The sequence below is a fragment of the Fodinibius sediminis genome (genome assembly GCF_900182555.1).
GTDB lineage: Bacteria > Bacteroidota > Rhodothermia > Balneolales > Balneolaceae > Fodinibius > Fodinibius sediminis.
Genome location: NZ_FXTH01000005.1, coordinates 1 through 23758 on the forward strand (window position 1 = coordinate 1; position 23758 = coordinate 23758).

Annotated in this window: 13 protein-coding genes and 1 pseudogene; 10 read left to right on the forward strand and 4 right to left on the reverse strand. The window is 52.1% G+C overall.

What is annotated here, in order from left to right:
* Positions 1–123 (reverse strand): annotated as a pseudogene (locus FN808_RS06570) (IS1595 family transposase); the annotation flags it as partial.
* 174 nt (positions 124–297) lie between these two features.
* Here FN808_RS06570 and FN808_RS06575 point away from each other — a divergent pair.
* On the forward strand, positions 298–2115 hold the full coding sequence (locus tag FN808_RS06575) for a sodium:solute symporter family protein (RefSeq protein WP_142713774.1): 1818 nt from the start codon (positions 298–300) through the stop codon (positions 2113–2115).
* A gap of 307 nt (positions 2116–2422) precedes the next feature.
* On the opposite strand, the gene FN808_RS06580 is transcribed toward FN808_RS06575, so the two are convergent.
* Positions 2423–3208 carry an SDR family oxidoreductase gene (locus FN808_RS06580; protein WP_142713775.1) on the reverse strand — a complete coding sequence of 262 codons (786 nt, stop codon included), beginning with the start codon at positions 3206–3208 and terminating at the stop codon, positions 2423–2425.
* 94 nt (positions 3209–3302) lie between these two features.
* Entirely contained in the window at positions 3303–4148 is an 846-nt protein-coding gene (locus FN808_RS06585; RefSeq protein ID WP_221929948.1) for a fumarylacetoacetate hydrolase family protein, read from the reverse strand.
* A 352-nt stretch (positions 4149–4500) separates the two neighbouring features.
* Between FN808_RS06585 and FN808_RS06590 the strand changes: the two genes are divergently transcribed.
* From FN808_RS06590 to FN808_RS06620, 7 genes are all read left to right on the forward strand, one after another.
* Complete coding sequence (locus FN808_RS06590; RefSeq protein ID WP_142713776.1) at positions 4501–5499, forward strand: aldo/keto reductase; 999 nt, start codon at positions 4501–4503, stop codon at positions 5497–5499.
* 1096 nt (positions 5500–6595) lie between these two features.
* Complete coding sequence (locus FN808_RS06595) at positions 6596–7924, forward strand: asparagine synthase-related protein (protein ID WP_142713777.1); 1329 nt, start codon at positions 6596–6598, stop codon at positions 7922–7924.
* Between the two features lie 40 nt (positions 7925–7964).
* Positions 7965–8897 (forward strand): archaeosine biosynthesis radical SAM protein RaSEA, encoded by a 933-nt coding sequence (locus FN808_RS06600; protein ID WP_142713778.1) that lies wholly within the window; start codon positions 7965–7967, stop codon positions 8895–8897.
* Complete coding sequence (locus FN808_RS06605; protein ID WP_142713779.1) at positions 8894–10408, forward strand: NAD(P)/FAD-dependent oxidoreductase; 1515 nt, start codon at positions 8894–8896, stop codon at positions 10406–10408. Before FN808_RS06600 ends, FN808_RS06605 begins: the two co-directional genes overlap by 4 nt.
* A 155-nt stretch (positions 10409–10563) precedes the next feature.
* Positions 10564–12150, forward strand: a complete 1587-nt coding sequence (locus FN808_RS06610) for a sulfatase (RefSeq protein WP_142713780.1) — start codon at positions 10564–10566, stop codon at positions 12148–12150.
* A 75-nt stretch (positions 12151–12225) separates the two neighbouring features.
* Complete coding sequence (locus tag FN808_RS06615) at positions 12226–14595, forward strand: glycoside hydrolase family 95 protein (RefSeq protein ID WP_221929949.1); 2370 nt, start codon at positions 12226–12228, stop codon at positions 14593–14595.
* Positions 14596–14634: 39 nt separating this feature from the next.
* Positions 14635–16782: a glycoside hydrolase family 31 protein gene (locus tag FN808_RS06620; protein ID WP_142713781.1), complete on the forward strand. Its 2148-nt coding sequence runs from the start codon at positions 14635–14637 to the stop codon at positions 16780–16782.
* A gap of 41 nt (positions 16783–16823) precedes the next feature.
* On the opposite strand, the gene FN808_RS06625 is transcribed toward FN808_RS06620, so the two are convergent.
* Positions 16824–17903: a substrate-binding domain-containing protein gene (locus tag FN808_RS06625; RefSeq protein ID WP_142713782.1), complete on the reverse strand. Its 1080-nt coding sequence runs from the start codon at positions 17901–17903 to the stop codon at positions 16824–16826.
* Between the two features lie 274 nt (positions 17904–18177).
* Between FN808_RS06625 and FN808_RS06630 the strand changes: the two genes are divergently transcribed.
* The gene (locus tag FN808_RS06630) at positions 18178–21609 is read left to right on the forward strand and encodes a SusC/RagA family TonB-linked outer membrane protein (protein ID WP_142713783.1); all 3432 of its coding nucleotides are present in this window, start codon (positions 18178–18180) and stop codon (positions 21607–21609) included.
* Between the two features lie 25 nt (positions 21610–21634).
* A complete protein-coding gene (locus FN808_RS06635) occupies positions 21635–23521 on the forward strand; it encodes a SusD/RagB family nutrient-binding outer membrane lipoprotein (protein ID WP_142713784.1) in 1887 nt (628 codons plus the stop codon).
* Positions 23522–23758 lie beyond the last annotated feature (237 nt).

Sequence of the window (23758 nt, forward strand, 5' to 3'; positions counted from 1 at the left end):
GCGCAACGAAATTCCGGTCAATTCGGCCGTTTCAGTCGCGGTTAAATCCAACGAAAAACATCGAATTAAATGCCGAAATTTGGCCTCAGAAATTCTTGAACGCTTGTAATACTTGTTATTCATTGTATAGCAATATGTTACAAACTTTTATAACATGCTATACTTCATAAGACCCTACCAATTTTAAAGAAGTATGCAAATATACAGTTGGTTTTGATATAAAAAATACGTTTGTTTTTGAAGCTCAGCATCTTGGAATATTAACCCTCAAATGTTCGTCTAACAGGATTATCGTTTATGGAACTTGCACCAATTGACTGGACCATAATTGGAGCTTATATGCTCTTTTCACTTCTCATCGGCTTTGCGGTAGCCCGGAAGGCCGGTAAAAATTCCGACCAGTATTTTGCTGCAGGAAAGAATATGCCCTGGTGGCTGCTGGGTATTTCCATGGTTGCCACCACCTTCTCCACGGATACCCCAAACCTGGTTGCCAATATCGTTCGTACGGATGGCGTGTCGGGGAACTGGGTATGGTGGGCTTTTCTGTTAACGGGCATGCTCACGGTCTTTGTCTATGCTCACTTGTGGAAGCGCTCGGGCGTACTCACCGACGTTGAATTCTACGAACTTCGCTACAGTGGCAAGATGGCTGCCTTCCTTCGGGGGTTCCGGGCGGTTTACCTGGGCTTTGTGTTCAATGTAGTGATTATGGCAACGGTATCGCTGGCGGCCATCAAGATTGCCGGGGTGCTGATGGGCCTGTCGCCGGTAGAGACGGTGGTGATTACGGGCGTTGTAACGGTAATTTACAGTTCGCTGGGGGGGCTGAGAGGCGTCCTGCTGACCGACTTTTTCCAGTTTTTCCTGGCAATAGGGGGGAGCCTTATTGCGGCCTATGTGGCGCTTAATCACCCGCAGGTCGGGGGCTTTGAGGGATTGCTGAGCCATGCTGAAGTGGTGGGCCAGCTCAATATTTTACCCGACTTTACGGATCCGGCACAGGCGCTGGGTGTCTTTATTATACCGCTGGCTGTGCAGTGGTGGAGCGTCTATTATCCCGGGGCAGAGCCCGGCGGAGGCGGTTATATTGCCCAGCGTATGTTTGCGGCCAAGGATGAGAATAATTCCATAGCGGCCGTCTTCTTTTTCAATGCCGCACACTACGCTCTGCGCCCCTGGCCGTGGATTATCGTGGGGCTGTGCTCTATTATTGTGTTCCCGGATGTGGCGGCCATGCAGGAGGCCTTCCCGGATGCCGCCTCGGTAGCGGATGATGATATGGGATATGCGGCCATGCTGACGTTTATCCCCACCGGATGGCTGGGGCTTGTTGTGGCATCGCTGACCGCGGCTTATATGTCAACGATTTCAACGCACCTGAACTGGGGATCGTCCTACCTCGTGAATGACTTCTACAAGCGGTTTATAAATCCCGAGAGCTCGGAAAAAGAATTGGTGATGGTGGGACGGCTTTCTACGGTTGTACTTATGATCGTTGCGGGGGGGCTGGCGCTGCTCATGCAGAATGCCCTCGACAGTTTCCAGATTCTCCTGCAGATCGGGGCGGGAACGGGACTCTTGTTTATCCTGCGCTGGTTCTGGTGGCGCATCAATGCCGGAAGCGAAATTGCGGCCATGGTGATCTCTTTCGTGGTAGCCGTCTATTTTCAGTTCTTCCACTCCTATACGGGCCTCCCTCAGCTGAGCGGCTGGGAAGAGATTGTCATTGGGGTGATCCTGACGACGATTGGCTGGGTCTCTGTTACCTATATGGTCCGTCCGACCTCTCAGAAGACGCTGCTGAATTTCTATGAAATTGCACGTCCCGGCGGACCCGGCTGGCAGAAAGTGCTGGATGTCGCCGAGAAAGCAGGCAGGGAAGTGCAGGTGTACAAGGATGAAGCCTGGCGGGTGCCCCAGGGTATTTTCTGTATGCTGCTGGGCTGCTTCGCTGTGTACGGGACCTTGTTTGCCACCGGCTACTGGATTTATGGACAATGGATCCTGGCTGGCACATTCACCGTTGTTGCCCTGGTATCCAGCGTGATGCTTTTCAAGGCCTGGCGAAAGCTGATCAATATCGGTCCCTCGGAGCAGGAACTCTATAAGTAATTCCCTGCTCCATAAACGGGGGCAAGCCGGTGGTTCAATAAAGTGCCCGGGACGGGCACGCCCATGCGGCGGAAAGAGGGCCGGCATCCGCTATATACCCTCAATACAATGAAGGACACGCTATTTATTCTCCTTTTTCCGGATGCTGAGCTTTATGAAAGGGAGCATCAGTCCGCTTTAAACAGAGAGGTGAACGGTGGGGCGCTTGTACCTGTATAAACGCTCGACGGACCCGTGGGATACCGAGATTGAAATGGAAGTCAAGCTCCGATGGAACCGGATGGGATCCCGGATAATCTGATATGAGTTATGAAATAGCCCGGTCCAGGTGCACATAGCCACCGTCAACATGAATGAACTGACCGGTGGTATGCGAAGAGCGGGGGGAGAGCAGAAAGAGGGCCGTGTCGGCAATTTCGGCAGGCCGGGTCATGCGTCGGCCGAGGGGAATCTTGTCAGTGATTGTTTTTTTCTTCTGTTCCGGCTGGTCGAAGGTACTGAGCCACTCTTTGTAGCCGGGAGTGAAGGATTCGGCGATGATAATAGCATTGACACGGATGTCCGATTCCCGCAGCTCGAGGGCCCACTCGCGGGTCAATGCCAGCACCCCGCCCTTGGCCGCGGCATAGCCGGAGGTGCCTCCCTGTCCTGTCAGTGCAACTTTGGAGGCGATGTTGAGAATGGGTCCTGATGATTCTTTCAGGTGGGGAAGGGCTGTTTTCGTCACCTCGAAAAAATGGACGAGGTTTAGTTTCAGGGAATCCATGAAGGCCTCGTAGGAATCTTCAAAGCCCACCCCGTCGTTGATACCGAGGTTGTTAACCAGCCCGTCTACGCGGCCGTATTTGTCAACAGCCTGAATGACAGCTTGTTGGCAACCCTCCCTGGAAGTGAGATCGGCCTGTACAAACAGGCTTTCCTTTCCCTGCCTGGAAAGCTCGGATGCCAGGTCGCGGCCCCGGTCGCTTATATCAATGATGACCGGGATGCCTCCTTCGTTTGCGATATGCCGCACGATGACTTCCCCGATGCTGCCTGTGAGGCCCGCGCCCCCGGTAACCAAAATGACCTTGTCATTGAGTTCCAGATCCATAGCTGCTGTAATTGAAGAGTTGGAGTATCCGGCCAGCCCCGGCGGTTGACATGACGGGGCCGCCAAAATAATCTTCCAGAGGGAAACGGTGCAATCAGATTTCCTTCACCGGGTTATTGAGTTCGCCGATGCCGCTGACCCAGGTCCGTACGGTATCACCCGCTGTCAGGTAGATCGGTGGTTTCCGGCTGAAGCCCACACCCTGCGGGGTCCCGGAGGCAATGATGTCTCCTGCTTCCAGGGTAAAGGAATGGGAGAGGCTGGATACGAGCTCGGCGACACCGAAAATCATATCCCTGGTATTGGCTTCCTGCAGGGTTTGTCCGTTGACGCTGCATCCGATGTCCAGATTTTGCGGATCGTCGATCTCATCGGCTGTTACAATAACGGGCCCCAGGGGACAGAAGGTATCGAGGGATTTTCCGCGGACCCACTGTTCGTCACTGAACTGAAGATCCCGCGCAGAGATATCATTGATTACCGTGTAGCCGAAGACATGAGACAGGGCTTCTTCCGGGCTGATATTCTTGGCATTCTTGCCAATGACAATACCCAGCTCAACCTCGTAATCCACTTCCCGGGTCAGGTCTACCGGAATTTCTATAGTGTCGGTTGCCGAGATGATGGAACTGGAGAATTTGGTAAAGACCAGCGGCGTATCGGGCACATCCATCTGCGACTCCGAGGCGTGATCCAGGTAATTGAGGCCGATGGCCACGATTTTGGAAGGGGTGCTGACAGGGGCGTCATAGTCTTCTTTTTTCACCGGCCGTCCCTCGCCTGTATACTCTTCCAGCGTTTTTTTGACCTGCTCGATATTACTGGGTTCGCTTTTTATTAAGTCCATTAGTGAGCCTCTGAAGCCCAGGTCATTTAATGAAATGCTTTGTCCGTCAACAATGGCGGTGGCGGTGCCATCTTTTAAAGTTGTAAGTTTCACGGGATAGCTTGTTTAGAGTTAGATAATTATGGTTATGGAATAAGAGTGGCTGCCGTCATGGAAGCCGCACCTTTCCGGGTGCCGGCCAATGGGTCCCTTATCACCGACAATAGATGTTCATGATCTGCCTCTGCCTGCAACAACAGGTGCCGCAGACCCCGGGAAAGTAAAAAAGATCATCATTTATTTAAATAGCCATCCCCATGATATCAAAACTTTTGGGGACAGCGAAAAGGTTTTTCAGTTATTTGCAGATAAATGGTATGTTGGCTGACGCAGGAACTCGACAACAGGGCCTGTTGTTGCTTTTCCTGGATGTAAATGCTATTCAAAATTATATCATTGACTGACTATGAAATATCGAACGCTTGGGAATACTGATCTTAAACTGTCTGCTGTTACCTTTGGCGCTTGGGCAACCGGCGGCTGGATGTGGGGAGGAACCGAACAAAACAATTCTGTGGATGCCATTCGGGCCGCTTTTGATCACGGCGTTACCTCTATTGATACGGCTCCGGTGTATGGGCAGGGGCTAAGTGAAAAAATTGTGGGCGAAGCCATCAGCAGCATTCCGAGGGAAAAGCTTCAGATACTCACTAAATTCGGTTTGCGCTGGGATACGGACAAGGGGCATTTTCGCTTTGCCAGTGTCGACAACGATGGAAATCCCATAGATGTGCATGAGTATGCTGCCAAAGAAAGTATTATCAGGGAGTGTGAACAAAGCCTCCGACGGCTGGATACCGATTATATCGATCTTTATCAGATTCACTGGCCCGACCCGACGACGCCCATCGAAGAGACGATGGAAGCAGTGAGTCGGCTCAAGGAGCAGGGCAAGGTGCGGGAAGCAGCGGTTTGCAATTACAATGTGGAGCAGATGAAGGAGTCAGACAACTATATTAATATCGCTTCCAACCAGGTGCCCTACAGCATGCTGCGGCGCGACATTGAAGAGGATATTGTACCCTACTGTGTAGAACACGGGAAGGGGATCCTGGCGTATAGTCCCCTGCAGCGCGGGCTGTTGACTGGAAAAATGGAGGCCGGTCAGGATTTTGCGGAAGGCGATGCCCGGCCCGAGAGTCCATACTATTCGGATGAAAATATTCGCCGGACCAATGCTTTCCTGGACAATATCCGTCCCATTGCCGAAAAGCACGATGCCACACTGGCCCAGCTTACCATCCAATGGACGATACAGCAGCCGGGAATTACCATTGCGCTGGTGGGGGCCCGGAATGTAGAGCAGGCCACCCAGAACGCCGGGGCGGCTGATATTGAACTGACTGAGGAGGAGATCACAGCCATCAACAGCGAACTTGACAAGCTGGAACTCGATCTGAGCTGATAACGGTTGCCATGCTTTTATATCTGCCCATCCCCGGCGTCCGTCCGGGGCTGGGTTTTGTCACATTCATAAAGGAGTAATAAACCTCCGGCCTAACGAAAGGTGAGGGGCCCGTTTCATCGTGGCGAGTGGGAGCGGCCATAAATCATTTCCTGTTTGACGACCAGCGGGAGGAGCTAAATGATTTTAGCGACGGGAGCCGCGGTGGGGCGCCGAAGCTTTCTCAGCCGGTGAGTTTTTTTGGTTCCTTTTTTGCTCATTCAAAAAAGGAACAACTATTTCCACGCCTCACCAGCTAAGGCCGGCTGTTTGGGGGAAATTGATTCACGACTTTCAACCTTTAACATACAACCTGCAACAAAACTAACTCTATATGGGACGTGTCACTTTCATAAGGAAGTATCAGGGGTTTGGGGAAGAGCCGGGAAACATTATTTAGTTCAACTACTCCTGTGGAAGAGCGATCCATGAGGGAAAGGTTTTAGCCCTTACAACATCTTGCTCTTCCCCAACACTTTTTTTCGTTCCAGCTTGCTGGCCCCGGCTTGTACGGGGTTTAGCGATAAAAAATGAACAGCACATAAATTACCTGTTGCCCTCTCCTTTAATTTAAATCTATCTTTTTTTATTTAACCCCTTTTGAATGGTCAAAAGGGGCGTAAAAACCACCGGCGAAGCAGCTTCGGCGTCCGGGACCGTTCGCTGCGGAAATAAATGTAGATATTGGTTTTTCTGTAACTTCAACTCACCTATTGCCCCGGATCACTTGCTGCCTTTACCCCTGCTTTCCCCATTTATTTCGTTATCGCAGCTCCCGTTCCCTTTCCACGCCTCACCAGCCAAGGCCGGCTGTTTGGGGGAAATAGATTCACAACCTTCAACCTTTAACATACAACTTGCAACAGATCTTTATCTAGATGGGGCTTCTCGCTTTCATAAAGGAACATCCCTTTGGTGACAAAAATGAATAACTCAGAACGTACCCTTTTCCGTAAATAAATCAGTGCATGTCGAGTTACACCATTTTCTAATACTCTCGTTTTCCCCTATATTTAGACAGTGTTTCCAACCGTTCTGCTAACCTAATTTTTTTCGTATGGCTGCATCTCATCATTATGTGGAGGATTTTGAAAATCTTCTTGACCCCGATCTTAACATCATTTTCAATATGTCGCTGGAGGAAGCGGAAGCAGCGGTGCTTTCGGAGGATCCACGGCGCGTTCGCGAAATCGACGGGTCTTTTGCAATCGTAAAAAAGAAGGGCAGGGAAGTTTTTATGGCCCGGTCCATCGGCCGTCCCATGCGCTATTTTTTGGCCAAGCAGGCTTCCGGGCCCCTGCTGATTGTGGCCGAGCGTATTGATGAGATCTACGACTATCTCAAGCAAAAGGGACTGCACGAGCAGTTTCATCCTTCGTATACGCGGATGGTGCCGGCGCATCATCTGACCCGCCTGCAGCTGATAGGCTGTCCGGACCCGAGTCCGGAGTACAAACGCTACTTCGACCCGCGGCAAAATGTGCTGGATGGCGATTTGGATGCTATCGGTGCCCGCTATATCGGGGCCCTGGCTGCTGAATGTCAAAAGTGGTTGAAAGGCCTCCCCGAAAAGGAGCCGATCGGGGTTCTTTTTTCAGGCGGTATTGACAGCGGATCCGTTTTCCTGGTGCTTTACCACCTGATGCTGGAGATGGGGATGTCACCGCAGCGCCTGAAAGCGTTCACGTTGTCGGTAGAGGGGGGCAAAGACGCGCAACAGGCCGCCCGGTTTCTGGATCAGCTGGACCTGTCGCTGTTCCTGGAGGTTGTTGATGTTCCCGCGGAGGAAATAGACTACAAAAAGACCATCCGCATTGTGGAAGATTATAAGTCACTGGATGTGGAAGCCGCCACCATGACCGAAGCCTTGTGCCGTAAAATTCGGGAGCGGTATCCCGACTGGAAGTACCTGGCCGATGGCGACGGCGGCGATGAAAATATGAAGGATTACCCCATTGAGGAAAACCCGGAGCTGACGATCCGCAGTGTGCTGAATAATCAGATGCTCTATCACGAGGGGTGGGGCGTGGACAAGATCAAGCACTCGCTTACCTATTCGGGGGGGCTCAGCCGCGGGCATGTCCGGACGTATGCGCCGCCACGCTACTATGGATTCACCTCTTTTAGTCCCTATACGCTGCCCAACGTGATAGAAGTGTCGGAAGGCATCCCGTTTATTCAGCTCACCGACTGGGACCATGAAGAGCTTTATGCCCTGAAAGGGGAAATTGTACAGCGGGGCATCAAGGCAGTGACGGGGATGGATATGCCTGCTTTTCCCAAGCGGCGGCTGCAGCACGGGGCCGCACCGGAAGAGAAGACGGAGGAGCTGTTTGCCGAGGATGAAATGGTCTATCGGCGCTATTTTTCCTCCCTGTACGGGTAGCGCTGTCGGAAGATGAGATTAAAAATTGCCGCCTGAAATCATGCTGGAAACATCCGAAATCATAGCTTTGCGTCCGGATAAGAACGAGGTGCGTCGCGACCGGCCGTATCACTTTCTGCATGAACGGGAGCGGGGAAACGACGGCGAGCTGAAAGCGGTCAATACCATTTTCCTGACCAACAGCGAATGCCCGTTCAAGTGCGTAATGTGTGACTTGTGGAAAAATACGCTCGACGAACCAGTCAAACCGGGGGCGGTGCCTGCACAGATATCGTATGCCCTGGAACGGCTTCCGGAGGCACAGGTCGTCAAACTCTATAACAGCGGCAATTTTTTTGACAGGAAGGCCATCCCCCCCGCCGATTATCCCGCCATCGCCCGGCTGCTGGACTCCTGTGAGCGCGTCATAATTGAAAATCATCCCAAATTGTGCAGCGACGCCTGTCTTGATTTCAAGCAGCTGCTGCAGGGCGAGCTCGAAATCGCCATGGGACTGGAAACCATCCATCCGGAGGTGCTGCCGCGCCTTAACAAACAGGTTACAACGGAGATTTTTGCAGAAGCGGCGGATTTCCTGGCCCGGCATGAGATTGAATCGCGCGCCTTCGTTCTTCTGAATCCTCCTTTTCTGACGGATCCCCGGGAAAATGTTGAGTGGGCGGTCAAAAGTGTGGCGTTCGCCCTCGAATGCGGGGTTACGGCGTGCAGTATCATCCCAACGCGAGCGGGAAACGGCGCGATGGAGAAATTGCGCAGCCAGGGGGCTTATGTGCCTCCCACTATCAATGCCCTGGAAGAAGCATTTGAGCAGGCCCTTCGACTTGGAAGGGGGCGAATTTTTGTGGACTTGTGGGATATTGAACAGTTTGCCGATTGTCCCCACTGTCTGGAAGCACGCAAACAACGATTAAAAAAGATGAACCGGGAGCAGCAGGTCCGACCTCCCGCAGTATGTTCCTATTGTAACGGATGAAAAATAAAGAGTATGATATAGCCGTGATCGGCTCGGGCTTTTCCGGCTCACTGATGGCCCTTGGGCTGGATAAACTGGGTTATAGGGTGATCCTTATTGAAAGAGGATCCCACCCGCGTTTTGCGGTAGGCGAGTCGTCCACGCCCATAGCTGATATGATCTTGCGTGATATTGCCGACCGTTATGATTTGGATTGGCTGCACCATTTTTCGCGCTATGGAAGCTGGCAGAAGCATCATCCTGGAATAACCTGTGGACGCAAGCGGGGGTTCAGCTACTATCGCCACCATCCAGGCGAGTCCTTTAGGACGGATGAGCGGCATGCCCGTGAGTTACTGGTGGCTGCCAGTACGGACGACCAGCAGTCTGATACGAATTGGTACCGCTCGGAGCTGGACGCATTTCTCGTCTCGAAAGTGCAGGAGGCGGGCATTGATTATGTGGACCAGACAACCATAACGTCCCTGGATCGGACAGACGGGTTCTGGAAGATGAAGGCCTACTATCAAAAAAAGCTGAAGACCTATAGCAGCAACTGGATTATTGATGCGACGGGCAACGGCTCGCTGCTTTGGCAGCTGGGGGTTCGCTCCTCAGATGAGCATTTTAAGACCCACTCTTCGGCCGTCTATTCTCATTTCACTGATGTGAAGCCCTGGCAGTCGTGGCTGGATGACCATGGTATTTCCAGCAGGGATTATCCTTATGATCCCGACTGGTCAGCATTGCACCATCTGCTGGATGAGGGTTGGCTTTGGATGCTGCGTTTTAATAATGGTATCACCAGTGCAGGACTTGTCCTCGATGGTAATCAAGAGTCCCGCTGGTCAGGCAATAAAGAGATGATCTGGCAAGAGGTAGTCGGACGCTATCCCTCATTGACCGAACTGTTTGAAGAGGCCGCTTATGCTGAACAGCCCGGCAGCTTGACGGCGACCCAGCGATTGCAGCGGCGAGCAGATCGCATATTCGGTGAGGGATGGGTGGCCCTGCCGCATACAGCCGGCTTTGTCGATCCACTGCACAGCACGGGCATTGCCCATACCCTGTCTGGGGTCGAGCGTCTTTTGTACGCGTTTGAAAACAGGTCGTTAGGGTCTGCTTCCAGGAATGAGTACCTCTTCAGCTATGAAAAAGCCGTCTTTAATGAGCTCCATTTTATTGATCTACTGGTCGATGGCTGCTACAAGGCCCGGGGAAACTTTGAGCTGTTCAGCACCTATGCCATGCTCTATTTTATGGCGGCCGTCTGTTATGAGAAGAAACGGATCAGCGGATCCTTCGATATTGAAGCACACGGGTTCCTGTCGGCCAATCATCCCCAGCTGCCGACACTGATCCGAGAGTGCCACCGGGAGCTGGAGCAGCTTGTTTCAGCATCTGACCTCACAGGGAAAATGGTCCGGTCATTTCGCCAGAAAGTTCAAAAGGCCATCGAACCCTATAACACCGTCGGTCTGCTGGATCCGGCCACGCCCCATATGTATGAACATACCGCCGCTGACATATAGATGGATAATTGGAGAATGAATTTTCTTTAATTATCCTTTGATAGGTATTTTCACATGCTTCGGTATAGAAGTTCAGCTTTCCTGCACGACCACGGCCTGTGATTTGCCATGGACAAAGCTCTGTGATCAGTAACTGAGATTAAATTTGATGATCGATGAAAAAAAATAGCCTGTTCTTTTTGTGCCTGCTTTTGGTGACGGTTATTCAACTTTCCTGCAATGATTCTCAGCAAAAGGAAAAGGAGAAGAAACCCAATATCATTCTATTCCTGGTGGATGATCTGGGCTGGCAAGACACCTCGGTTCCTTTCCACAAGGAGGAGACCCCGTTTAATGAGCGCTATGAAACGCCGAATATGGAACGGCTGGCCGAGCAGGGGATGCTTTTTACCAATGCCTATTCTGCCAGTCCGGTCTGTACGCCTACACGCAGCAGCATCATCACGGGAAAGAATCCGGCCAACACCAACATTACAGACTGGACACTGCGCAATGATGTACGGGCAATGGACCGGGTAAAGCCGGAATCGGACTTTCCCCTGTTCGCTCCCGAATGGCGGGTGGAAGGGGTGCAGCCGGATACTCTTCTGCTTACCTCGCTTTTGAGAAAACAGGGGTATCGGACCATTCATGTGGGGAAAGCTCATTTTGGGGCACTGGAAACGGCGGGAGCCGATCCCGAAAATCTTGGATTTGATGTGAATGTTGCAGGGCACGCTGCGGGGGCCCCGGGCAGCTACTGGCCGGAAGACAGGTATGGTAACAGCGAAACAGATTCCATTTGGGGGGTGCCCGGCATGGAACAGTATTATGAAAGCCAGGCCAACCTGACGGAAGCCCTGACGATAGAAGCCAACAAGGCCATTGATGAAGCTGTTGCCGATGACAAGCCTTTCTATATTAATATGGCTCATTATACGGTACATGCACCGATCATGGCCGATCGGCGTTATTACCAGAAGTACCTGGAGGCAGGTATCGACAGCGCCGAAGCAAAGTATGCATCCATGATTGAGGGCATGGACCGGAGCCTGGGTCAGCTGTTGAAGCATCTTGAAGAGGAAGAGGTGGCAAAAGAGACCATCATATTGTTTATGTCGGACAACGGCGGACTGAGCGTTCATTCCCGCGGCTCAACGCCCATGGGGACAGGGGGCAATACGCATAACAAACCTTTGCGAAGCGGGAAGGGATCGGCATATGAAGGGGGCATTCGGGTTCCCATGATAGCGGCATGGGCTGAGGAAGCAGGGCAGCTGCCGCTGCAAAAGCACTTCCCCATTCAGCCCGGAAGCCGAAATGATACCCCCGTCATTTCAGAGGATTTTTATCCGACAATCCTGGAGCTCGCCGGGCTTGGTTCGGCGCACCGGGCCTATCGAGCCACAGATGGCCGCAGCTTTCTCCCGTTGCTGAAAAATGCAGAGGCTTCGGGAGAGGACCGCCTCTTATTCTGGCATTATCCGCATAAATGGGGACCCGACGGCCCGGGCTATGAACCTTTTACCGCGGTTCGGGATGGGGCATGGAAGCTGATCTATTTCTACCGGAACCAGGAGTGGGAGCTCTATAACCTGGACGAGGATATTGGGGAGACCCGGAATCTGCTTGACGAGCGAAGAGAGGTAGCCCGGAGACTTGCTGAAAAAATGACTCCCCGGATGCGGACAGCAGGGGCCCAGACACCGGTCTCGAAGGTGACGGGGAAACCCGTTGGATTACCGGTGCTGGCAGAGGAATAGGAATGGCCGGCCGCTGGCGGGCAGCTGCGAGAACAGGCTGGTAATGGATTTAAATGGGAGAAAAAGCTTTGCATTATGCACTTCATGAAAACATACGGTTGCATCCTAACTCTATTGCTCTTTAACCTCTCTGCACTGAAAGCCCAGGAGCAGGACCTGCAGCTTTGGTATGAATCACCGGCCCGGGCGTGGACCGAAGCGCTGCCGGTGGGCAATGGCAGCCTGGGCGGGATGATCTTCGGAGGCATCGATCGGGAGCGAATCCAGCTGAATGAGGAAAGTGTGTGGACGGGACATCCGATCGATCGGGGAAATCCGGAGGCCAGGGCACACCTGGATTCGGTTCGACAGCTTTTGTTTGCGGGTGAATATACGGAAGCCGAGCGGCTGGCACAGGAAAAAATCATGGGTAGAAGACTGGAACAGGGCGAGCATACCTATCAGACGCTTGGGAATTTGTATTTGAATTTCCCGGGGGCGTCCAAAACAGAAGACTACCGGCGAGCACTGGATCTAAGCACAGCGGTGGCATCAGTGCATTACGAGCAGGAGGGCATCCGTTATAAGCGGGAACTGTTTTCCAGCTACCCTGATCAGTTAATGGCCCTGAATCTTTCAGCTGACCAACCTGGTGCATTATCTTTGGAACTGCAGCTCAATCGACCGAGTCAGCATGAAGCGGTAACCTTGTCGGCCAATGAAATCGTCATGCGCGAGCATACCGGCAACGGAGACGGGGTGCGGTATACGGCCCGTTTGAGGGTTAATGTCAGTGGGGGATCTGTGAACGCCGCCGATTCAACACTTCATATTTCCAATGCCGATGAGGTAACGCTGCTGCTCGCAGCTGCGACAGATTATCAGAATAAGAATCCGGATGAGCTCACCCGGCAACGACTGGACCACGCCCAGGCCTTCACCTACAAACAGTTGAAACAGCGGCACATCAGGGACTATCAGCAATTGTTCAACCGGGTGTCCCTGGATTTAACCCCGGACAGGGTAGGGGATACGGCAACCGACCGGCGGCTTGAACGTCTGAGGCAGGAGGGAGGGCCGGCTCCCCATCTTTCAGAACTTTATTTTCAGTACGGCCGTTATTTGCTGCTCAGCAGTTCCCGCTCCGGTTCGCTGCCCGCCAACCTGCAGGGAATATGGGCCGAAGGCATGGCTCCTCCCTGGAATGCCGATTATCACATCAATATTAACCTTCAGATGAACTACTGGCCGGCGGACCTGACCAACCTTTCGGAGACCTACGGCCCTTTCTTCGATTTTGTGGAAAAGCTGAGACCGCGAGGCAGGGAAACAGCCCGCCAGACCTATGGCAGCAGGGGAGCGGTAGCTCATCATACAACCGACGTCTGGCATTTTACAGAGCCTATTGGCAAAACATACTGGGGACTCTGGCCCATGGGGGCGGCCTGGCTGACGATGCATTTCTGGGACCATTATCAGTACACGGGAAGTGAGGCCTTTTTGCGAGAGCGGGCGTATCCTCAGATGAAATCTGCCGCCACCTTTTTTATGGATTACCTGGTGAAAGATCCCGAGACGGGGTATCTGGTCACAGGTCCCTCTATGTCGCCGGAGAATCAGTATATCACCCCGGAGGGCAAGCAGGCCAGCATAGCCATGGGGCCTGCGATGGATATGGAGATACTCCATGAATTGTTTGAAGCAACGATAAAGGCATCCCGGATGCTGGAGCTTGATGCCGCTTTCCGGGATACGCTTCAGCAACTGAAAAATGATCTTGCTCCTGTAAGAATCGGGGCAAACGGAACGATTATGGAATGGAACGAGGATTTTGAAGAGGCCGAGCCGGGCCACCGTCATATCTCTCACCTGTATTCACTCCATCCCGGCAAGGCCATTAATGCGAATGACACCCCCGAATTGTTCCGGGCGGCCCGAAAGACCATTGACCGGAGACTGCAGCATGGCGGGGGACATACGGGATGGAGCCGGGCCTGGATTATCAACTTTTTTGCCCGCCTCAAAGATGGGGAAAAGGCCCGTGAGAATATACTGGCACTGTATACCAAATCAACGCTGCCCAACCTTTTTGATACGCATCCGCCTTTCCAGATTGATGGTAACTTTGGCGGAACGGCGGGGATTGCGGAAATGCTGCTGCAGTCGCATGCCGGCTATGTTGAGCTGCTGCCTGCCCTGCCGAAGGCATGGAAGGAGGGGCGGGTTCGTGGCCTGAAAGCCCGTGGCAACTTTATCGTTGACATGAGGTGGGCCAAAGGTCGGCTGACCGAGGCCGTTATTACCTCCAATTCGGGAGGAACACTGCGGCTGAAAACACATTTCCCTGTGCAGGAGTCAGATAGCAGCCTGGCCGGAAGAGGGCAGCCGGTCAGCGGGCCGGGAGGGGCGGTCTACATCTATGAGCTTGAGACCAATCCGGGAGAGGTCATTACCTTGATGTTTTGATATTTTAAGAATTGTAATCTCACCAAAACCCATCAATTGATGAGCATACACAACCTTCTGATCTGCTGTATTGCCGTTGTCCTGTCCGCTGCTCCGGCCAGAGCCCAGAATCTGTCCTGGCAGCAGGTGGAACCCGGCATCTGGAAGGCAAAGGCAGGCAAACCGGAAGCATACGATCTGTTAACCGCCTCGGGGGCTGAACCACGCGAGGAAGGATTGACGGAGATGGGGGATTCCTCATTTCCTCTGCCCGCTGATGAGATAACCGCCCGGGTCGTCGACGGTCAGACCTACCTCCGGTTTCCGTTGGACCGCAAAGAGCAGCTTTACGGTTTTGGCCTTAATTTTAAGACGGTACATCAGCGCGGCCGGATTCTGCGACTGCATGTCGATCATTATGGAGGTGAAGATAATGGAAGGACACACGCTCCCACTCCTTTTTATGTCTCTTCAAAAGGATACGGGGTATTTATAAATTCGGCACGGTATATAAAGGTGTATGCCGGTACTGCGGCTCGAAAAGACAGCGAGGACCCTCCGGTTGCAAGAGACCGCAATACCGACCCGGACTGGACTTCTCGTCCGTATTCGGATAGCGTGGAAATGCTGGTGCCGGCGGAAGGGGCCGAAGTCTATATTTTCGGCGGGCCCACCCCTCTTGATGCGGTGCGCCGGTATAATTTGTTCAACGGGGGCGGTCCACTGCCGCCCCGGTGGGGGTTGGGGTTCACCCAGCGTGTGCACCGTTTATATTCGGCTGAGGACATCAGGCAGGAAGCAGAAGCTTTTGCAGAGAGGGGATACCCGCTTGATTTCATTGGGCTTGAGCCGGGCTGGCAAAGTAAATCGTATCCCGGCACCTTTGAATGGGATGGGGGACGATTTCCTGAGCCTCGGACATTTGTCCGCGAGATGCTCGACAAGGGGATTCGGCTGAACCTTTGGATTAATCCCTATGTGTCTCCGGATGCTTCATTTGCCGATTCCATAGCCCCCTACACCGCCTCCCATACCGTCTGGGCTGGGATGGTTCCTGATTTTAACACGAGGGAGGGACGAAATATATTCTTTTCACAACTGGAGGAGAACCAGGTAGATAGGGGAGTGAGCGGCTATAAAATTGATGAGGTGGATGGGTATGACCGGTGGGTCTGGCCGGATGTGGCAACATTCCCCTCCGGGGTGACAGCGGAACAGATGCGCCAGACATACGGCTTGCTTGTTCAGCGCTACAGCGAGGATATGTTTGAAAAACGAAATCGTCGTACGTTCGGGCTCGTGCGGGCATCCAACGGGGGAGGTACCTCTTTTCCCTATGTCATCTATAATGATTACTATAATCACCGGAACTTCATCACAGCGCTTATCAACAGCAGTTTTTCCGGGGTGCTCTGGACACCCGAAGTGAGGGCATCCGAGACGGGGGAGGAGTGGCTTCGGCGTGTACAGTCGGTGGTCTTTTCACCAATGGCCATGATCAATGCATGGTCAAGCGGAACAAAACCCTGGTCTTTTGCCGAGGTTGAGCAGGAGGTAAGAGAAATGTTTCGGCTTCGCATGCGCATGATGCCCTACTGGTACAGCGAATATGCCAAATACCATTTCAAGGGCATCCCGCCCTTTCGCGCCATGAATCTGGAGGAAGGATTTCGGTCGGGGCTGAAGATGGAGGCCACAGAAAAGGGGCTTGAAGAAAATCCCTATGCCGAAGCGGTCAGAAAGGAGATTAATGACCAGTATATGGCAGGGGAGTACCTGCTGGTGGCGCCCATGTTTGAGGGGCAGGAGAGCCGGGAGGTCGTGCTGCCCGACGGTCGCTGGTACGATTTTTATACCGGTAATTACGTAGGAGAGAGTGAGATTATTACCGTGTCTCCGGGACTGGATAAAATACCGGTTTTTGTAAAAGACGGAGGCATTATTCCGATGATGCCGGCTAGGATGCACGCCCCCGGAGCCGGCGAAAAAGTGAATATTCAAGTGCGCCACTATGGGGAGAAAGCAGGATCGTATCTGCTCTATGATGATGACGGGCTGACGTACGACTATGAAGACGGGGAGTACCAGTTCAGGGAAATCAGGGTGGAAAAAGCACAGGATGGCCGGTGGGAGGGAACGATTGCTCCTGCCGAAAAGAATAAGCCCAATACGGTCGGTGAGGTGAGCTGGAGATTTATGCCCCCCTAATCAGGTGAAGCTCAAGGTTGTGGAACTGTCGTTCTATGATGCTAATGCTGACCGTTTAAGAAGGAAGTGTGGTTCTGGCGTGTAATGATTTCGAGCGGCAACAGGTCGGATGAGGGGACCTTCAGGTGCAGCAAAAGATGGTTTACCAGGTAACGAATACCCTGCAGGGCCTGATGATAGGGATCCTGATTGATGAGAAAGTTAATGGTGCCCTTTTTGAGGTAATGGATATTCTGTTCCAGCAGGTCGTATCCTATAAGCTGGGTCTGCTGTTGTTTCTGGTGTTTTTCAAGAGCCTTGGCGGTCAGGTAGGTTCCTGATGAAGTGGGAACAAATATGCCTTTAAAGTCATTTGCCGCAATACATTGGCTTATTTGCGATTCAAAGGACTCGCTTCCATCCAGGAAGGAGTAGGTCAGGACTTCGAATTCCGTATTGCCAAGTTCATTAAAATAACTGCGGAAGCCCTGTTCTTTTTCCTTGAGATGTATGGAGCGCTCGATATTCTCATGGATGTGCATAACCGCCAGCTGTCCCGGTTCGTGCTGCGCAATATGCGTGAGCTCTGCGGCTACCCGGCCACTCTGGTGATGGTCCTGTCCGATGATACACAGCGGGTCCAGCTTATTTAGCTGCGAATCAATCTCGGTATTGACAAGTATATACGGGATGGCGGCCTGCTTCAGTGTCTGGTAAAACGAAAGCGATTCCTTGTAAAAAATGGGGGCTGTCAGTATCGCATCCGGCTTTGACTCCATCACTTCCGCTGATACCTTCGAAAAGGATTCCGGTTTATCAAGATTAAAAGTGTCAAGGGTAATGTGCATATGGTAGGACTCCCATTCCCTTTTTGCCTCAAGCACTCCTTCTTTTGACAGGTTCCAGTATTCATCCTGCTCCGGGTGCGGAAGGAGGACGGATATCTGGTATTCCTTTTTTTTCCCAAGGCTCTGGGCAATGGGATTGGGTGAATAGTTCGTTTTTTTAAGAACGGCTTTGACTTTCTGTTCTGCTTCTTCGGATACGTTTCCCCGTTCATGTATAACCCGGTCAACGGTTCCCACCGAGACTCCGGCCATTTTTGCGATATCCTTGATACGAATATTTTGTCTTTTGCCCATAATTTATGCCAACTAAAAGCATCTGCCCTTCTCTGTTAAGCAGAAAGAAAAACCGAAAGCTATTGCCTTTCCTTATATAATAAGGGATAAAAAACTAATTTTTCTCTTTGAATTAAAGGAGTTTTTTCTAGAAAGGTATTTTTTTGTGTGTGCGCACACATATCATTTGTGTGCGCACACAAAGGGAGATTACTCTTGTTTCTGCTTTTTATTATTTCTATGTTCATTTCGTACAGATACCATCCACAATAAACCTAAAGAGTTGGAATTGCTTATGGGAAAACAGATACAGAAGCTGAAAACAGGAATGGGGGTAATGCTTGTATTGCTCCTTGGTACAGCCGTCAACCTCTACGCGCAGCGGACCACCGTTACGGGTACGGTTACGGATGCAAGTACGTCAGAAACCATGCCCGGCGTCAATATCCTGGTGAAGGGGACGACGACGGGAACATCGACCAATGCAGATGGAAATTATGAGCTTTCCGTCTCCTCTTTGAGCGACACGCTGGTTGTGTCTTTCATCGGCTATCAAACCGTGAATGTCCCCATCAGCGGTCGGGAACAGGTTGATATTCAGCTGACGCCAGCAGCGGTAAGCGGTGAAGAGGTGGTTGTTACTGCGCTCGGTATTAACCGGAATGAACGCCATCTCGGCTATTCTGTTACCAACGTCGGGGGAGAGGATCTGGCGGAAGCCAACGCCATGAACCCCATTGAGGCACTCCAGGGTAAAGCTGCCGGGGTTAACATTTCGAGCACGGACGGCGGTATCTTTGGAGGCAGCAAGTTTTCTATCCGCGGTGCTTCCACACTGGATCCCAACAATATGCCTATCTTTGTTGTTGATGGCGTGATTCTGGAAAATGAGACTTCCGGAGGTTCGGAATGGTCGGGAGCGCCCGCCGACTGGGGCAACCAGTTGCGGAATCTGAATCCCGATAACTTTGAATCGGTGTCTATCCTCAAAGGCGCCGCCGCAACAGCGCTTTATGGATCTCGTGCCATAAACGGGGCTGTAGTCATTGAGACCAAAGAGGGCACCCAGGGAAATGGCATTGGCATTCAGGTGAGCCAGCGAACGGGGGTCAACTATGTATATGATACGCCCGATCTGCAAAATGAATTTGGCCCGGGAACGATTGCTGGTTATGTCAGCTATGGTGAACAGGACGACAATGGCGACTACCACCGTTTCGATACCGGACAGTTCAACTACCGTTCCGTCGACGGAGAGCGGGTGCCTTCTCTCATCGGGGCCAGTGGTTATAACTTTGGGCCTCGTTTTGATTCCCGGGACCAGATCCAGGGCTATGATGAGCAGATGACCTCCTACCAGGCCTATCCCGACAACTGGAAAAATGCCTACGACACGGGGGTAAGTTCACGGACGAACATTACGCTGAGTGGTGGAGCGGATAAGCTTTCGTTCTATGTAAACAGCTCTATTGATCTGAACAAAGGTATTTATCCGCGCCAGCAGCTGAACAAGTATTCCGGATTGCTGAAAGCCAGTTATGAATTTACCGATTACCTTACCGTGCGCGGATCCATGAACTACACGCGGTCACGGCCCCAGAATCCACCGGAAAACTTCGGGGATGACTATACCGCCTATGCCTTTAACCGTGCCTATTCAACGGAGAAGTACCGGAATTCTGATGTATACGTAGCCGATCACGGCGGCGTTCCCAGCACCTCGTTCAATGATGATTATGCCTATGTGCCGGGCAACTCCCTGTGGTTTGGCATCTATAAGAATACAACCCGGCGCATTGAAAATACCTGGCGTCCGATTCTTACCGTAACAGCCGACGTTACCGACTGGCTGAACCTGACGCTTGAAGGGAATATGAATGTGTTTGAATATACATCGGAAGAGGAAAATCTCGGCCAGGGCTATCGCAACGAAGGGGGATATTACCGGCTTGCTCATCACTACGAGCAGCAGGAGACCGTCAAGTTTACGGCCCGGATGGCCCAGAACGTTGGCGATCTTGGCTTCAATGGAACCATCGGTGGAGAAATCTTCCACACAAAAACCAGCGAATCGGGAGCCAATACCAATGGCGGCCTCATTGTGCCGGGACGCTTTTTCCTTGAGAATAGCAAGGATCTCAGAAACAACTGGGCATGGATTGGTAATGAGAAACAGATTTCATCGATCTATGCCCTGTTGAGCTTTTCATGGAAAGATCAGCTTTTCCTGGATTTGACCGGGCGTAACGACTGGTCATCAGCACTTGTATATGCCGATGGAGCCGGAGATTATTCCTTTTTCTATCCGTCGGTCAGTGCCTCCTGGATATTCAATGAAACCCTCAATTTACCAGACTGGGTGTCCTTTGGTAAACTGCGGGCATCCTGGGCTCGTGTAGGAAACGATACCAACCCCTACAGCATCAACCAGGGATACAGTATCGGCAATATTCAAACCGAAGGTGGACTCATCTATACCAACAGCTTTAACCAGCGGGTCCTCATCAGTCCCACCTTGTCGCCGGAGCAGAAGCGGGCCTATGAGCTGGGTGCCAATGTTCAGTTCCTGGATCGCCGTCTCGGCCTGGATCTTACCTGGTACCGGGAGAACACCTATGACCAGATTCTGAATATCGATGCACCGATGAGCAGTGGCGTGAGTGCTCAGAAAATCAATGCCGGTAATATTCAGAATCAGGGAATTGAGGCGAGTCTGAACATTACACCGGTGCGAAACAGCGATTTCAACTGGGATATGACGCTCAATTATACCCGGAATCGCAACAAGATCGTATCGCTTCATGAAGACGTTGGAGATTATCAGCTGCTGGCCGGAAGTCCTGCCTATGGCAACTACCGCATCGGCAGCGCCGCCTATGTGGGGGGCGACTACGGCGTACTTCTCTCGGATATTTTGCCTGCGAGATACCAGGCGACAGACGAAGAGGGGAATGCCGTCGATCACCCGAACAACGGCAAGAGAGTGCTGAACTATGACAATACCAGCCGCAGCGCCTTCTACAAGCGAAGCGGGGATGTGCAGAAAATCGGTTCTATCCAGCCTGATTTCCTGGGCAGCGTTTCCAATACGTTCCGGTATAAGAACTGGTCGTTCTCCTTCCTGGTTGACGGCCGATTCGGGGGACATGTAGCTTCCTTCACCAACCGCTATGGAACGGCCTGGGGTTACCTGGAAACCTCCACAAAGAACCTGGATGCAGAGCACGGCGGCTTAACATGGACCAGCGGCTATGCGGATACGGACGGAAGAACCTATGATGACGGAGTCATCCCCGAGGGTGTTTTCGCTGACGGAACGGTGGTTACCACGCCCCAGGGGAATGATCAGAATGTAGGAGGAATGACGTTCCGGGAGGCGTATGAGGCCGGCTACGTAGAACCTTCGCATGCCTCTTCTGTCACCTATTTCAATAACTCGTGGGGCAACGGCACCATTAATGACAACTGGTTCTATGAACTCAGTTATGTGTCGTTACGTCAAATTGGACTGACTTACCGTATTCCGGGTTCCTTTACGCAAAAGATGGGGGTTCGGAATCTGACCCTGGGCGTACATTCCAGGAATGTGCTTTACCTGTATAATTCATCGCCCAACAATATGAATCCGGAGACTTTTCGGGGCAATCAATCCGATTACTCTTATTTCGAGCGGACCCCCGCCCCGTATTCACGGTCGGTCTTCTTTACGCTTGACGTAAGCCTTTAACAGTTAATAGTTTAAAACAAGTATTATGAAACGATTAGCAATAGTATTAATCACGCTTGGCATCTTTGTTAACGCTTGTGACCGGGGCAATTTTGCCGGAATAAACCAGGATCCTTCTACCGTTGTTGAGCCTGATTTGGTCTATCAGTTTACCGATGCGCTCAGGCAGATGGAGAACGGGCCGGACCATTATACCCAGTGGTTTTACGATAATGCCCAGTATATGCTGCCCTGGACCCAGGTTTCCGTACGCCCGGGCGGAAACGGCAGTCAGCTGAACCTGTTTCAGGCATCCGGCAACAGGGTGAGCAAATGGTACCGCCTTATGGAACCATTATTTGATATACGCAAGCATATTGATGAAAATCTTTCCGGCAAGGAGCAGGCAAGTTATCAAAAACTGAGGGCGATAACGTATGCCATCCAGATATATTACGGCATACGAGTGAGCGATGTCTACGGGGCCCGCGCCTATACGGAAGCCATGCAGGCCCGGTATACCAACCCGCCCATGCTGACGCCTGAATGGGACACCCAGGAAGAACTCTTTAATACCTGGCTCTCTGAACTCAATGGTGCACTTGAAGCGCTGGCCTCTACCCATGAGCATGAGGGGGAGACTGTCAGCCAGGTCAACCTCGGCGAACAGGACTTTGTCTATGGCGGCGACTGGACCAAGTGGGCTAAATTTATGAATTCCCTGAAGCTGCGCATTGCGGTACGGCTGCTGCACCAGGATAGAGAAAGAGCCCTGGCCATTGCCGAAGAGGTGACCGGCAACCAGTTTGGTCCCATCACCTTGACCAGTGATAACTTTAACTGGACCGGAAGCGTGCAGTATTACGGTCCTTCCGGTGGAAACTCGGTCACGGTAGGCCCGGGTGCCCGTAACCTCGTCAGCTTCCTGCGAGACAACCAGGACCCGCGGCTCCGGTTTCTTTTTGACAAGAATGATTTCAACAGCCGGGTTATTCAGGCTTTTTATGATGCCGGCAAAGAGGAAGACATCCCATCCTATATCCGGGAATATATTCAAAGTTCGGTAGTGGACGGGCAACGGGTATTTGAAGGATGGAACCCTCCGGGCGAACCATGGGTCCGCTACCACGGCGCTCCTGTGGCCCCGGACAGCGCCCGTTCCGGAACGGTAGCGGAGGAATATTTCCAGTCCCAAAACTGGCAGCTGGGCAGCAAAACGTACGAACCCAAGTCTGCCTATAAAATGGAGATGTACGCTACTAATATGGACATTACCTACCCGGATATCCCCGAGCGAACCGTGATCAACCAGGAGGACCACCCCTATCACAATACCCTGTTCTCCGCGGCTGAAACCAATCTCTACCTGGCGGAACTTGCTGTTTTGGGTGCTGAACTTCCCAATACGGCTCAATATTATTTCCAGGAGGGGGTTCGTCAATCTGTTGAAACCTACGACTGGCTGGCCAGTAAAAACGGCATCCTCTATTACAATGAGCCTTATGATACAGAGCATGGCGCTCCTGTGAAGCTCAAGCCGGGTGAGGTACAGGAGCTCTTGTCCCAGCCGGCCTATTCGCTGAGCGGCGGCATCCGGAGTGAGCAGCTTGAAAAGATCTACATTCAGCAGTTCATCCACTTTATTGCCAAGCCCACTCAGCTCTATGTAACGGCCCTGCGCACTGGTGTGCCCCAGACCGACAGCCGGTTTATGGAGCTCGAAGCGTTTGAGGATGGTCCGGGCGCCCTGGTGATTCCCCGTCGATTCGGCGTTGATGAGCCAACCCAGGATAATATCAACTATCAGAATATCCTGAATGCCCTCGAAGCCCAGGGGTTCACGCCGGGGAGCAATAACCCGCAGGTGCTCCACGACGAGCGTATCTGGTACGATCAGGGAGCCCCCGACTGGGGTGAGGGACCTTCGTACTAAAAGACAGGAACTGACACAGGGGGGACGTTCAAAGTCCCCCTTTTTTTATTTGGCCCTGTGCTGAACCGGCAATATACAGGGGACTGGCCAAGACCCGGCCGGCAGCAAGGGGGAGTGGGATATGGCAGCAGCGAAAACACTACTGTTCAAAGACAGTTTTGAAAATTTTGAATTTCCCATTATATAGATTCTTGTATATCGGGCTTTGGCTCCTGTGTCCCGAAAGCATAATATTAA

What these genes read in the sequence shown, in the direction of transcription:
- FN808_RS06630 (WP_142713783.1), top strand. Translation starts at nt 18,178, where the DNA reads ATGGGAAAACAGATACAGAAGCTGAAAACAGGAATGGGGGTAATGCTT.
- FN808_RS06615 (WP_221929949.1), top strand. Translation starts at nt 12,226, where the DNA reads ATGCACTTCATGAAAACATACGGTTGCATCCTAACTCTATTGCTCTTT.
- FN808_RS06580 (WP_142713775.1), bottom strand. Translation starts at nt 3,208, where the DNA reads ATGGATCTGGAACTCAATGACAAGGTCATTTTGGTTACCGGGGGCGCG.
- FN808_RS06575 (WP_142713774.1), top strand. Translation starts at nt 298, where the DNA reads ATGGAACTTGCACCAATTGACTGGACCATAATTGGAGCTTATATGCTC.
- FN808_RS06620 (WP_142713781.1), top strand. Translation starts at nt 14,635, where the DNA reads ATGAGCATACACAACCTTCTGATCTGCTGTATTGCCGTTGTCCTGTCC.
- FN808_RS06595 (WP_142713777.1), top strand. Translation starts at nt 6,596, where the DNA reads ATGGCTGCATCTCATCATTATGTGGAGGATTTTGAAAATCTTCTTGAC.
- FN808_RS06625 (WP_142713782.1), bottom strand. Translation starts at nt 17,903, where the DNA reads ATGGGCAAAAGACAAAATATTCGTATCAAGGATATCGCAAAAATGGCC.
- FN808_RS06600 (WP_142713778.1), top strand. Translation starts at nt 7,965, where the DNA reads ATGCTGGAAACATCCGAAATCATAGCTTTGCGTCCGGATAAGAACGAG.
- FN808_RS06635 (WP_142713784.1), top strand. Translation starts at nt 21,635, where the DNA reads ATGAAACGATTAGCAATAGTATTAATCACGCTTGGCATCTTTGTTAAC.
- FN808_RS06605 (WP_142713779.1), top strand. Translation starts at nt 8,894, where the DNA reads ATGAAAAATAAAGAGTATGATATAGCCGTGATCGGCTCGGGCTTTTCC.
- FN808_RS06610 (WP_142713780.1), top strand. Translation starts at nt 10,564, where the DNA reads ATGAAAAAAAATAGCCTGTTCTTTTTGTGCCTGCTTTTGGTGACGGTT.
- FN808_RS06590 (WP_142713776.1), top strand. Translation starts at nt 4,501, where the DNA reads ATGAAATATCGAACGCTTGGGAATACTGATCTTAAACTGTCTGCTGTT.